This is a genomic window from Verrucomicrobiota bacterium (genome assembly GCA_037139415.1).
GTDB lineage: Bacteria > Verrucomicrobiota > Verrucomicrobiia > Limisphaerales > Fontisphaeraceae > JBAXGN01.
In genome coordinates, this window is record JBAXGN010000212.1 from 1 (window position 1) to 12,798 (window position 12,798).

Below are 12,798 nucleotides of genomic sequence, written 5' to 3' on the forward strand. Positions count from 1 at the left end.
GGGATTTACTCTCAAGGGTTCGCTGACCGACTTTTGCCAAAGTCCAGTCCTCTCCCTCGGGGAGAGGATTTTCATTATCCGGCTGAGGGAATCGGCTTACTGGATTCACTTTCTTGCGGGTAATTCCGCAGCCATGGGAACCCCCGAACCGCCGCTTCCAGCTTGAACCAAGCCGCCGCTGAGGCCGGGCAGTGTTATTTTATCAGTGAGGAGCCGCCGCCTGATCGCGTTACAAACTGATCCGGTGGTGGTTTAACCTTTCCAGCCGCCACTGCCCGTGGTAGGTTAAATATCGTTATTGCTGAGCAGCAACTTTCCAGGTGGCAACGACTCAAGGCGAAGACCCTGGGGTTCGTTGAAGAAAAAGACCCGGAATGGCAGGACGAATCGTGCCAATCGGAATTCCAAAAACTCCTCCATTTCTGGTTGGTGGTGGGCAAAAGCTTTGTCCGCAACCGCTGCCTCATCCGAGCCTCCGCGCTGGCGTACACCACACTGCTGGCGCTGATCCCCATGCTGGCCGTCGGTGCGAGTATTGCCGTGGCGTTTCTCCAAAAAGACGGCGAGAAAACCATTGGCCCAATGATTGACCAAATCGTGGCCTATATCGCGCCGGCCCTGGATTTACAAGTGAAAGGGGATGGCGTCGAAGCGGCGGCGGGACGCCACGAAGTGGTCGCCAAGATCACCGGCTTCATCAACAACATCAGCGGTGGCGCGCTCGGCGGCACCAGCATGGTGGCCTTGATTTTCGTCGCCATCCAGATGTTGCGCACCATCGAAGCCACCTTCAACGACATCTGGGGAGTCACCCGCGGACGCGGGTGGATTGCCAGCATTACGCAATACTTCACTGTTATCGCCTTGGGGCCGCTCATCCTGGCGCTGGCGATTGGCATCACGACGGGCCCGCATTTCACCAAGACCCTGGGCCTGGTCACCCATCACCCGGCCTTGAGCGCGGTGTTTTTTTCCATGATGCCGTTTTTCCTGCTCACCACCGGATTCGCGCTGTTTTACGCCTTCATGCCGAATACCCGGGTGACCTTTTCCGCAGCGCTGGCCGGCGGGTTAGTGGCAGGATTTCTATGGCAGGTGAACAGCCTGCTGAACACGATGTATGCCTCGAACGTGGTCACTTATAGCAAAATCTACGGCAGCCTGAGTTTGGTGCCGCTATTTTTACTAGGCATCTATTTTTCCTGGCTCTTCCTCTTGTTTGGCGCGCAGGTGGCTTATGCCTATCAAAATCGCAGCACCTACCTGCAAGAAAAACAGGCCGAAGGGGTTAACCAGCAAGGCCGCGAGTTTGTGGCGCTGCGCATCATGGCCTTTGTGGCACAACGCTTCGCGCGAGGCGAACCCGCCCCCACCGCCTCGGAAATCAGCACGGCATTGGGGGTTCCCTCACGGTTGGCGTCCATCCTGCTGGGCCAGTTGACCCAAGCGCGCCTGGTGGTGGAGGTGGCGGGAAACGAAATCAGCTTTATTCCCGCCCGTCCCTTGGACCAGATTCATTGTGGTGACATTTTACAGGTGCTGCGCACCGTTAATGGCGTGTCGATGAACACCCGTGATGAACCCATGCGCCAGTTGGTTTCCGGCGAACTGGACCGGGTGCGCCAGGCGGAAGCAGACATCGCCCGCTCCATCACCCTGCAAAAACTGGCCGACTTGAAATAGCCGTAAAGGACCGCGCCTCCGTGTGCCCGGTTGTTTTTTGGACCTTGCTGGCCTTCACCTGTCCCCCTTAGCTTCCTTCGACAATATTGATTTCATCAGGCGTTAAACCGTAAAGCTGATAGACCAGCGCATCCATTCGCTGTTCAGCGGCAGCAATGGCGTTTTGTAAAGTGGCCGTTTCTGATTCCGAGACAGCCGAACGCAATTTTGGCACCAACAGCAACAGCCTATCCACTTGTTCCACCACTGTGTCATGACAGTCTTTGTCGGCGGGGGAGGAGAAATCCAAGTTACAAAGCGGAATGCGGTCGGTCACCGGAGCATCAAAGTGCATGGTCCTGATGGCGCGTGCGAAAATGAACCGGTAGGTGAACCAATTGATTAACTTTGAATTCAAAAGCGCCGCAACAAACAAGGCTGAAAATGGCGCGGCCACAGAAAGTTGGTTGATAGTATCCAAAATCACCGAGTTGCCTTGCAGCTCGTTTGGCAAAACCGTAGCGATAATGCGAATGTGATCCACCGGATTCTCGATGTGCGCGACGATATTTTGCACGAGCACGCTATTTGATTTTACCAACGCCTTCGCGTCCGTAACGGCTGCTTTTGCCAGGCGTCCTTTCGGCGTCTCCGCAAGGCAAAAGCGGCCAATCTGTTTCCCTCCCAGCACCGTGTAAAAACCTGTCCCTGCGGAAACCGAGCTTTGGAGCATGGCACCCCGTTGGTTTTTGAGGATGTGACCAAGATAGCGCGCTGACAATTTTAGTTTTTGCGCGAGCTTCACTTCGGTAGGCGTGACATTGCTCAAGATAAATTGAAACTCGGCACACAAGTTTTTATCCAGCTTTCCGAAATGTCTGATCGCTTGACCCACACGGGATGCCGAAGTGTAGGCTGATGTTTTGGATGCCTTTTCGAGCACGCAAATAACCTGCTCCAACTTAACTTCCGGCCAAACTTTCCCGCAATCACACGCGATGGATAATTCCACAATGATTTTTTCGCGGATTTCCCGCCAGTTGGAATTATAGAGCAACGGCTTTGGTACAATATAGCCACCCAAGCCATGCGGTTTTAAAAGCCGCTGTTTGAGCAGGATGAACAGTGCCGCGGTGTCCGTTAAACTAATTCCGAAACTTTTTTGGAGGTATTGACGTTCCTCATCATTTAATTCAGCTCCGTAAGGTGGGTTGCCGATGACGGCGTCAAAGCCACCGGCTTTCATGATGGGAGCGAATTGCACCGGCCAGTCAAAGGCATGAACGCGAACGAGGTCTGCGGGTAGCATCGAGAAATCAGAGGCGATCAGCGAGTTGCCGCACTTGATGTTGTCCTGCAAGGGCGGCAGCAGGGCGATGTCCGTCTCGGCAGCCAGCAGTTCGCGCTGACGGTGGAGGGTGGTGCGGTTCTCATTCTCCAACATCTTGAGATAGAGCGAAAGCTGGGTGACTTCCACAGCGGCAGCGTCCAAATCCACGCCGTAGATATTCTGGGTGAGAATTTTCCTTTTGAGTTCCACGGTCAAGTGGACATCGCCGGTTTCGACATCCACCCAACAAAGCGCCCGGTGTTTCTTTTCCCAGACAGTGCGGGCCTCTTTTTCGATCCTGGGCGGCAGCGCCGCAGTCAAACGTTTTTGCCAGTGTTCACAGACACGCTCAAACGCGCGGATGAGAAATGAGCCGGAGCCACACGCCGGGTCCAGCAGGCGAAGTTTTTCGGTGCGCGTGGCAAACGCCTTTAGTCCTTCCGTTGCTTTTTCGGAGGCGATGCCATTCAATAATTTCCCAGCGGTTTGCTCCACGATATAATTTACAATGTAACGCGGCGTGTAATAAACACCACCCGCTTTGCGGACTTCGGGTTTATCCTCAATGGTGATGCCGCGTCCTTGCGGGCGGACGACCTTGCCGAGAAACCGTTCATAGACGCTGCCGAGAATCTCCACGTCAATGACGTTGAACAGATAAGGCGATTCATCATCGCTCAAATCGCCAATGAATCCGGCCAGCCACTCATCACTGATGACGATGGCTTCGGTGTAATCCGGTTTGAACAGATTTCCGTTAAAAAATGGGACGTGCGTTGGCGGGCGGCGATCGAGCGCGCGGAAATGGCGGACCACCTGGTGCCAGAGTGAATCTTTTGGCGCGCGAATACCACAGGTGCCGTAGTCGGCAGGTGGTGCGTCATGCAATTCAAAGGGTTGTTGGTAAGCGTGGCGTCCGGTGTCCTCGTCGCCGGTATTTTTGCGCCACTTCTCGACAATGGACTCCAGGCGCTGACCGGTATCAATATCGCGATCTTCGCAGATGCGGAGAAAGAGAATGCGGTCAATGATGCGCTGAACGGATTCGGTAAGCTTGTTGCCTTCGAGCAATTCGGCGTGATTGTTATGTTTGTAAATGTCGGCGGCCAGATCACGCCGGGTGGCGTCGAGAAATTCCAGAAAATCACTATCCAACGCGCGACTGCGATCGGGTTTGATCAACCATTGCTGACGTGCTTTACCGGTCCCGATGGCTTTTTTAGGCAACGCCTCCAACAACTGGTCAATACCATCGGCGGCAATTTTGTCGCGGGCGAGCAAATCCCAAATTTCACGGGCGATGAGCGGGTATTGGCGGAAGTGCCAGCTTTTCCATTCGCCGACCTGCGGTTCGTCAATGCGCGGCTTGCCGCCGACAAGATAGACTTTTAATTCTTCAAAATCGGTAAGCACGGCCACCCACACGCCTTTGTTCCATGCGTAGCGTTTGGCTTGGAAGGCGTAGCGGGCGTGGAGGTCTTCGGCGGGTTTTTTGGCTTCGCAAACAAACCGGTCGCGTTTGTCGGTGCGGAACAGGTAATCGGCGCGTTTTCGCCCGCCGCCGATTTGCGTGGCACTTTCAATCTCAACTTCGCGTTCCTTCTGGATGAGGCCAGCGCGATTTTCCATGTCCCAGCCGAGCGCGCGAAACATGGGATTGAGGAAATCATCGCGTAATTGGGCCTCGGCATAACCTGGTTGTTTGAGTTCTGCGAGGCGTTTACCGAATGATTCGACAAGCCGGTTCAATTCCCTTTCAAACGATTCAAAGGTGACCTCGGTCGGCATTGATGGAAATTGGTTTTCGGCCACGGTTCACGCTTTCGCTGGACGCATTGCAGTTAGGCACATTGTTGGTAGCTCGCTTTCATGAGCGCAATGCTAATTTGATCCCGAGACAAGTCAAGTGTCAGTTTGTCATCACATGACGACTTTAGGCCGTTGGGACTAAGAAGAAAAGTCGAGGGGGATATGCGAAGAATCTCCCCACCCGTATAATCCGCAATGAATCAGGACACTTGCTCCATCCCTGAGTTGGCGGCAGGCCAGCGAATTCAAGCTTGCACAACGCCCCGGCTGAGCGTCTATTTTCCGGTGATGAAAATGAAGTTTCAAAGCGCGTTCAACGCGTATGTGGCCGTGCTGGTGGTCATCCTGGTGTGGGCCGTGTGGGCGGATGCCCAAACGGTCACCAATGCCGTGGCCACCACCAACGCGCCCACCGCCATGAGCAAAGCTTCTGTCACACTGAAGAACATGTTTGATCCCGCCCAGCATCAGGCCATGACCTTTGGCTTGGATCGGGTGGAGTATTTGCAGGTACCGGTCTTGGGCACGCCCGGTTGGAAATACTTTGCGTTTGGCATTTATATCGCCCTGGCTTGGCTGGCATCCCGAATCGTGGACTGGTTGTTCCAAGTGGTGATGAAGCGGTTGACCGAAAAAACCGAGACCAAATTGGATGACATGCTGGTGGAATTGCTGCATGGCCCGGTGAAGGTGATCACGTTCGTCATCCTGTTGCATATCGGCTTGAACATCTTCGATTGGCCGGTGTGGGTGGACAAATATCTCTCGCGCGGCTTGAAGCTCGTTGTGGCTTGGTCCATCACTTATATGGCCGTGCGCGGCGTGGATTTATTGATGCATCATTTGCGCACCCGGGCCGCAGAGGACGATCGCGTTTATGAAGCCCAATTGTTTCCCGTTCTCAGCAAAACGTTGAAAATTTTTATCGTGCTGGTGGCCTTCCTCGTCACGGCGCAAAACCTCGATTTCAACATCACCGGCATCCTCGCTTCGCTCTCGATCGGTGGCCTGGCGCTGGGCCTTGCCGCCCAGGATACCCTGGCTAATCTGTTCGGCGCCGTGGCGATCTTTGCCGACAAACCGTTCCGGGTCGGCGACCGCATCCAGTTGGACACGTTGGATGGCAGTGTGGAACGCATTGGTTTGCGCAGCTCGCGCGTGCGTAACTTGGACGGCCATTTGGTCACCATCCCCAATAAAACCATCGCCAACGCCACCGTCACCAACGTCTCGCGCCGCCCGCACATCCGCACGGTATTGGATCTGGGCCTGACCTATGACACCTCCAGCGCAAAAATACGCGTGGCGCTCGCCATCCTCGAAGAAATCTTCCGCCAGCATCCGAAAACCGAGGACTTGGTGATTTCCTTCAACAAGTTTGCCGATTCCGCCCTCAACATCCAAGTGATCCACTGGTATAAGGGCACCGATTGGCGGGCCCACCTGGCCGATATGCAGGCGATTTACCTGACGATCAAGGATCGGTTCGACACCGCCGGCATTGAGTTTGCCTTCCCGACGCAGACCTTGCATTTGAAACGCAGTACTGGCCCCGGTTCGATCGAGAAATCCGTATGAAGGTGAGACCAAGGCGATATGGACAATTGTCCACTTACTGGATGATGCAGTGGGGACTTATTAATATAGATATATAGTTAGGACCGGCATATATAGAAAATGCCAGCGTATCCGTTCAAATAAATCCGACTAAAACACGTTTATAACCTGTTAGTAACAAAGCGTTAGCAGGTATTTTCGTTCGCGATTATCAAATCTGGCTGAAAACGCAGCATTTACTCTGCGTCCTGTTACATCCAGGTTGACGTTTGAATTTTGGAACAAAAAATGCTATAATATCGTGCTTTGGGTTCATGAATAAATCCAGGCCAAAGGCAGGCGAGACACGTGGGGTGATACACATTCACCTGACGATGACTGGGCTTTTGATTTTTTGCGGGGTGGCGGTGGCGGCCTGCGGGTTACTGGCATACAGTGTTTGGAGCCTGCGTTCAACCGCAGATACGCACGCAAGCAATTCCAGCCTGACGCAGCAGACAGCCAAAGAGAATAAATCCGCTGCGATAGCGCCTCGCGAACTGCCGCCGTGGGGTGAATTGATCGTCTATGACATCGAAGTGGAGCGCCCGGACGAGTATATTTCGATGGATACCAGTACCAACCAGATGCCAAAATGGGATTTCGGCAAACTGGACCGGGACAAAGTCCACGATCTGCTACTGGCGAGCGGGCTGACCGCCAGTCAGGCCGAACATGCGGTTTCGTGCGATCATTGCACCACCAATAATGGCACCTTCGTAGTCTGGCCGGATGCCGACTTTCTCTTGTCAATCGCGCAACCCGCACGCTCCAAGCTGTACCACGAACTCGCGCAAGTGGGGGAGAACCATTTCATGCAGTTTCCCTTTTGTTTTCGTGGGAACACCTTTGACTCCTGGTTTGAAACCAGCGGGCTGGAAAGCGCCAGTGTGGACCTGATCAAGAAGCTATTGTATCCACGCGGGAACGCTGTCTGTTTCAGTGATTTTGAGTTTGTCATGCGGCAACTGCCATCCGATGAAGCACGACTACGGCTGACCAAAACCCTCTCGCGTCAGGCCACCGTGCTGGTGAAACTGCGCATTCGCCCGGATACCGACGTGGAACGTCTGCTGGGTTACTGGGGCCGGGGGCCGCATCGCAAAGATATCCATCCACTGCTGGATTCCCTGACCCGATTGAAAGACGGTAGCACTCTGGACATTGTCCATTTGCTGCCGGGATTCGCCCGCCGCCGGGTCTATACGTATCCCATGCCGCCGCAGACGCCCAACGACCCGACGATGGATTGCCACTGGACTTCCATGAATTTTTTCAACGAGACTCCGGATGACCGTTTTGGCAGCCCCCCCTATGTTTTGCAGCACTTGAAAAGTGATTTTTACCAGGTGGCGAAAGCGGATCATTACGGGGATGTGGTGTTCCTCCTGAACAGCGAGGGCTCGGCCATTCATTCGGCCGTGTATTTGGCGGATAATATCGTTTTCACCAAGAACGGCAATACCCACATGCAGCCGTGGACCCTGATGAAGCTGGCTGACATGCTGGCGACGTACCCCTCGGACGTGCCATTGAAAGTTGCGGTTTACCGCAACAAGCTTTGGTAAGGTTCAAGGCGGTCATTTGTTTTCCGTGTAAAAACCATTGCCCTCCCGGGCCTTTGCGGTATAACCGCATTGCGGATGAAGAACATCGTTTATTTCGATTTGGAAACGAAGAACTCCTTCGATGACGTGGGGGGCCGGAATAATATGCGTGCCCTGCGCGTCAGCATCGGGGTGACCTATAGTTCCGCCACAGGTGAATACCATATCTTCGACGAACACCATGTCAACGACCTCATCGAGGAGTTGCGGCGCGCGGACCTGGTGGTGGGTTATAACATCCTCGGTTTTGATTACGAGGTGCTCATTGGTCACAACGTCTTGTTCGATCCTTCAACTTTGCCCTCGCTGGACCTGATGGCAGACCTCGCAGTGCAATTTAAATTCCGGCCGTCCCTCGACGCGGTGGCCAACGCGACGCTGGGGGTGGAGAAAACCAGCGACGGATTGCAGGCCATTCGTTGGTATCGGGAAGGCAAGCTGCTGGAAATCGCCGAGTACTGCTGCTACGATGTGAAACTCACCCGGATGATTCACGAATACGGACGCTACCACGGCCAGCTCTACGTGGTGGACCGCAATAACGTGAAACGTTCGGCCCCGGTGAAATGGTAAAGGCCGCTTAAGGCACAATCACTTGCAGCACGCGCGGACGCACCTCAAAGCGGCATGGCGTCTGGCACAACGATTCCCCATCCGCGCAAATCCATTGTGGCCCTTCCGGCGTTTCAATTTCCACGGATCGGGAAACCAGCATCCGCACTTTGGGATGAGTGCCATGGGTGCCGCGCAACACCTTGGGCAACATGCATAACACGGTGAACCGGGAGACGTCTTCCACGACGCAAATTTGGAATAAGCCGTCATCGGGTGCCGCGCCCGGCGCGATCCGCATCGCCCCGCCATAACAAGGAGCGTTGCCGGTGGCTGCGAGCAAAATGCGCCCCTCAAAGACGCCGAAATCACCCCGCAACCGCACCAGCGGTGCGCGAAAGCGGCTCAACACCACCAGCACGGCGTAGAGATAGGCCGGCGTGCCCTTGATCCAGAGCCGCCGGGTTTCCACAAAGCGGCTCGCCTCGGAATCAAAGCCCAGCGTGGCCACCGTGAGAAACCGTTGGTGCCCCACCGCGCCAAGATCCACCGCCCGCCGGCGCCCGGCCAGCAGCACCGCCGCCACCCGGGCCGGAGAATCCGTGCGGTACAGCCCCATCACCCGCGCAAAATCATTGCAGCGCCCACGGGGAATAAGGCCCAGGGTGGTCGCCGTGTTTTCCAAGGCAGTGGCCACCTCTTGTAACGTCCCATCCCCGCCGCACCCCACCACCACTTTTATTCCGCGTTGCGCCGCCTCGCGCGCTTGCGCCAGAGCATCGCCCCGCCCGGTTGTCAAATGCAGGTCCACCGATTTGCCGGCGGCTTCCAAGATCTGTTTAACTTCCAGCGCAACCTGCGGCGCTGCCTGAGTGCCAGAGGCTGGATTGGCGATGAGCAGAAAATCAGGCATGTTCCAGACTCTATTTTACTTCCCACATCGCGATGGGCGGGCTGTGGATGACACTGACGCTGGCCGACCCACCGTGTTTGGCGCGTCCCATGGCAATGGCTTCCTCGACACTCGCGGCGGTTTGCCAGCCCAAGCGTTTGGCCGCCTCGGCGCTGACCGGGTTGACAATAATCACCTGACCACAGTGGCTCATGCCGTGCGCGCCCCAATTCCACATGGAGACCGGATGGAAGCCATGATAGGCGTTGTGATGGCGGTACAACTCGATGTAATGCGGATCGTTCGCGAGCTGGTCGGCCCAACGCCGATCCACTTCCTGCGGGTCGCGGGTCAGTTCCAGATTTTCCCAGAGTTCGGCGTAGCTGGGATGATGGACCATATCGAACTTGTGCTCGAGCGCATGCAGAAAAATCATCGTCCCGCCCTGTTTGAGCAGGGGCTGGCCCTTGTAAAAATTGAACATGTAACCCAAGCCCATCGAATAGACCAGAATCGGGTTCATCACCGCATGTACGCTATAAGGCATCACATAGGGAATCGGCGCCACGACGATGTCTGATTGACCCTGCACCTCAACCAACTGTTGTTTATACAGGCTCTGGAGGGTCCGCGCATGGACGGCCTCGGCCTCACCCGCCTGGATGCTGGTCACGCCATACGGCGCTTTGTTACCGAAGAAAATCTTCCGGTTCAACGCCAGGGGCGTCAGCTCCAGCGTCTGCTGCGTCACGCGCGCGGAAAGCTTGTCAAATCCGGACCAAGTGGTTTCCTGGGTCTGCATGTAACCCAAGTATCCCGGGAAGGTATTCGTGTTCACCGTCATCTCGATGTGAAACACCTTCACGTGTTTTTCCACATAGCGGCCAATGCGGTCAATGCATTGATGCATTCGGCTGCGTGGGGGATCGTTGAAACTGCGCGAATGGAATTGCACCTCGCAATTATGGTTGGGGCGGATACACCGATAGGTGGCCAGCCCCACGCCGACCGATTTATGCCCGCCATTCAGCGCCACGAGATTCAGGTTTACGTAAATCACCAGATCCGAGGTGGCCGCGCGCTTCTGGATTTCCACCACCTCGCCGTGCTCGGTTTTCCCGAGTACTACGTTGTTATCCTTGTCCTCCGCATCGTAGTTGTACAGCGTGCCGTCGGACCAGTGGCGATTGAAGATTTTCCGACCCAGCATTTCCTTGAGTTCCCAGTCATGCATGTGCCGGTGTAAGCAGACGGCCACCACCAAATGAACATCGTCCACGCCGGCCTGGGCGAGCCGCTCGAGCAGCAAGTCAATGACCACCTGCCGACAGTCGGGGGAACGCATCTTGGGCAGCGACAGCGAAATATCGTCGAAGGCGATGGTCACCTTCATGCCGGGCTTGAGGTGTGCCCGGAGCGGATCCATACCGAGGGGCTGATCAATGGCCCGCGCGGCCTCGGCTCGCAAGTCGTTATAGCCGGGCAGGGGTGCGCGGGGATACAGCACGCGCGTGCCAGCCGGCACCCGGGCAAACACAAACCGCTCGCCATTCATCAGGAACAACGGCGGATCGCGGTCTTCGTAAAGCCGCACCAGGCCTTCTGCGTCTATGGATTGCATGTTTTACTGATCCATCATGGATCACACCCGCATTATCGCAACAAACCGCCCGTCCCGCAAGCGGGCAATTATGACATCCAGACAGAAAACAACGCCTGCGCACCCTCGCTTAAACCGGCAAAAATATGCACTGCCGGCGCCAGCCAGCGCATCGACCGCAGTATGAAGTGGGACTGCCGCCTCGTTAATGAGACCCGCAGGGAAACACTAACACCGGTTTGCAGCACTATTGTTCCCGCTCAGGAATCCGGCAACGAATTCATTTATGGGGTGTGCGCGGATGACGGACGGGGTGTCCACCTGCTGCAATTCACCGTGGTTCATCACGGCCAGGCGATGGCCCATGCTTACCGCCTCGGTTTGATCATGCGTGACATGGATCATGGTGGCGCCCAAGAGCGTTTGCAGTCGCACGATTTCGACGCGTAATTGATCACGCCCGCGCGGGTCCAGATGGGATAACGGTTCATCCAGCAGCACCAATACCGGTCGCCGCACCAGCGCGCGCCCCAAGGCCACCCGCTGTTTTTCCCCGCCGGAGAGCGTTTCCGGCAACCGCGCCAGCAGCGGCAGGATGCCCAGGAGTTCCGCCATTTCCCGCACCCGCCGGCGGCGCTCCGCCACAGGTACCGCGCGCAATCGCAAGCCCAGTTCGAGGTTTTCACCCGCCGTCAGATGGGGAAACAACGCGGCGTTTTGGAACACCATGGCGACATCGCGCGCTTCGGGCGGCACGTCATTCATTACCACGCCATCGAACAAAATGCGCCCCTCCGCGGGGGTATCCAGGCCGGCGATCAGGCGCAGCAGCGTCGTCTTGCCGCAGCCGGACGGGCCCACCAGCGTGAGCAATTCGCCGGAGACAATTCCCAGGTTAAAACGGCGCACCGCATTCACCGGACGGCCATCGGGACCGGGGAATGACTTGCCAAGATTTTCAAGTACCACACGCGCCATGCAGAGCCAGTGTACGGTCAGCCGGAGAAAAGGCGAATGATTTTCCATCGCCGCACATTGGACGTTGAAAGTTGGTGGTCCAAGGTTTATTCGTTGGGGCGATGACTTGTATCACTCAAGCCGCGCCTGTCACCAGTCTGGCCGCCATGCCAATGGTGAGTCCGCCGATTTTCTCCCGGGAAATCCGGGAGGAGTTGCGGGCGCATCTGGTTCAGTGGTGCCAACTCTGGCAGGTGCCGGAGTTGCCGCCGCAAGTCCTGATCTTATTCAGTGTCCGCTTGAACTGTGCCTTGGGCCGATGCCGTCCAGTACGATGCCGGATCACGCTCAGCGACGTTTTGTTGCTGGAACCAAACCGCCGGTTGTTGGTGGAAACCTTATGCCATGAAGCCGCGCATTTGGCCGCGTTTCAAAAGTTTGGCGCCCGGATCAAGCCGCATGGGGTGGAATGGCGCAGCCTGATGCAGGCCGCCGGTTATGAGCCGAAAGTCACGGCCCGGCGCGAGCAGGTCTTTGGCCTCGATCAACGCCTGGCCTCCATTCGGCGGCGGTACGAGTATCACTGCCCGCAGTGCAACCTCACCCATTTACGCCGGTCCAAGAACATACGGTTACGTTGCCGGGCGTGCTTCAACGCCGGGCGCAGTGGTCTGCTCCTGATCAAACGGCTTTATTAGCCGAAATGGAACTTGAACGTGCCATGTGCATTCTTCCAAGGTTCAGAACACCGCATCTGCCAGATTTAGCTTGATACCAATTTGAACACCAGGCG

At 56.1% G+C, this 12,798-nt stretch carries 9 protein-coding genes; 5 read left to right on the plus strand and 4 right to left on the minus strand.

Annotated features, from left to right (window positions below; translation table 11 throughout):
- The first annotated feature begins 429 nt into the window (after positions 1–429).
- Positions 430–1,683, plus strand: coding sequence for a YhjD/YihY/BrkB family envelope integrity protein (locus WCO56_25550; GenBank protein MEI7732963.1), 1,254 nt, complete (start codon positions 430–432; stop codon positions 1,681–1,683).
- Between the two features lie 67 nt (positions 1,684–1,750).
- On the opposite strand, the gene WCO56_25555 is transcribed toward WCO56_25550, so the two are convergent.
- Positions 1,751–4,780, minus strand: a complete 3,030-nt coding sequence (locus tag WCO56_25555) for a DNA methyltransferase (protein ID MEI7732964.1) — start codon at positions 4,778–4,780, stop codon at positions 1,751–1,753.
- A 216-nt stretch (positions 4,781–4,996) separates the two neighbouring features.
- Here WCO56_25555 and WCO56_25560 point away from each other — a divergent pair, with 216 nt between their 5' ends.
- From WCO56_25560 to WCO56_25570, 3 genes are all read left to right on the plus strand, one after another.
- Positions 4,997–6,379: a mechanosensitive ion channel family protein gene (locus WCO56_25560; protein MEI7732965.1), complete on the plus strand. Its 1,383-nt coding sequence runs from the start codon at positions 4,997–4,999 to the stop codon at positions 6,377–6,379.
- A gap of 293 nt (positions 6,380–6,672) precedes the next feature.
- Positions 6,673–7,965: a hypothetical protein gene (locus WCO56_25565; GenBank protein MEI7732966.1), complete on the plus strand. Its 1,293-nt coding sequence runs from the start codon at positions 6,673–6,675 to the stop codon at positions 7,963–7,965.
- 75 nt (positions 7,966–8,040) lie between these two features.
- Positions 8,041–8,577 carry a ribonuclease H-like domain-containing protein gene (locus WCO56_25570; GenBank protein MEI7732967.1) on the plus strand — a complete coding sequence of 179 codons (537 nt, stop codon included), beginning with the start codon at positions 8,041–8,043 and terminating at the stop codon, positions 8,575–8,577.
- 7 nt (positions 8,578–8,584) lie between these two features.
- Here WCO56_25570 and WCO56_25575 read toward each other — a convergent pair whose 3' ends face one another.
- The 3 genes from WCO56_25575 to WCO56_25585 all read right to left on the minus strand — a co-directional run bounded on the left by WCO56_25575 (position 8,585) and on the right by WCO56_25585 (position 12,074).
- Positions 8,585–9,469: a diacylglycerol kinase family protein gene (locus tag WCO56_25575; GenBank protein ID MEI7732968.1), complete on the minus strand. Its 885-nt coding sequence runs from the start codon at positions 9,467–9,469 to the stop codon at positions 8,585–8,587.
- A 10-nt stretch (positions 9,470–9,479) separates the two neighbouring features.
- The gene (locus WCO56_25580; GenBank protein ID MEI7732969.1) at positions 9,480–11,069 is read right to left on the minus strand and encodes a lactate racemase domain-containing protein; all 1,590 of its coding nucleotides are present in this window, start codon (positions 11,067–11,069) and stop codon (positions 9,480–9,482) included.
- A 207-nt stretch (positions 11,070–11,276) separates the two neighbouring features.
- On the minus strand, positions 11,277–12,074 hold the full coding sequence (locus tag WCO56_25585; GenBank protein ID MEI7732970.1) for an ABC transporter ATP-binding protein: 798 nt from the start codon (positions 12,072–12,074) through the stop codon (positions 11,277–11,279).
- Between the two features lie 53 nt (positions 12,075–12,127).
- On the opposite strand from WCO56_25585, the gene WCO56_25590 reads away from it, so the two are divergent.
- Positions 12,128–12,703 (plus strand): SprT family zinc-dependent metalloprotease, encoded by a 576-nt coding sequence (locus WCO56_25590; GenBank protein MEI7732971.1) that lies wholly within the window; start codon positions 12,128–12,130, stop codon positions 12,701–12,703.
- Positions 12,704–12,798 lie beyond the last annotated feature (95 nt).

Excerpts from the sequence above, each read along its gene's own strand:
- WCO56_25555 (MEI7732964.1), bottom strand. The coding sequence starts at position 4,780 with ATGCCGACCGAGGTCACCTTTGAATCGTTTGAAAGGGAATTGAACCGG.
- WCO56_25560 (MEI7732965.1), top strand. The coding sequence starts at position 4,997 with ATGAATCAGGACACTTGCTCCATCCCTGAGTTGGCGGCAGGCCAGCGA.
- WCO56_25565 (MEI7732966.1), top strand. The coding sequence starts at position 6,673 with ATGAATAAATCCAGGCCAAAGGCAGGCGAGACACGTGGGGTGATACAC.
- WCO56_25570 (MEI7732967.1), top strand. The coding sequence starts at position 8,041 with ATGAAGAACATCGTTTATTTCGATTTGGAAACGAAGAACTCCTTCGAT.
- WCO56_25575 (MEI7732968.1), bottom strand. The coding sequence starts at position 9,469 with ATGCCTGATTTTCTGCTCATCGCCAATCCAGCCTCTGGCACTCAGGCA.
- WCO56_25580 (MEI7732969.1), bottom strand. The coding sequence starts at position 11,069 with ATGCAATCCATAGACGCAGAAGGCCTGGTGCGGCTTTACGAAGACCGC.
- WCO56_25585 (MEI7732970.1), bottom strand. The coding sequence starts at position 12,074 with ATGGAAAATCATTCGCCTTTTCTCCGGCTGACCGTACACTGGCTCTGC.
- WCO56_25590 (MEI7732971.1), top strand. The coding sequence starts at position 12,128 with ATGACTTGTATCACTCAAGCCGCGCCTGTCACCAGTCTGGCCGCCATG.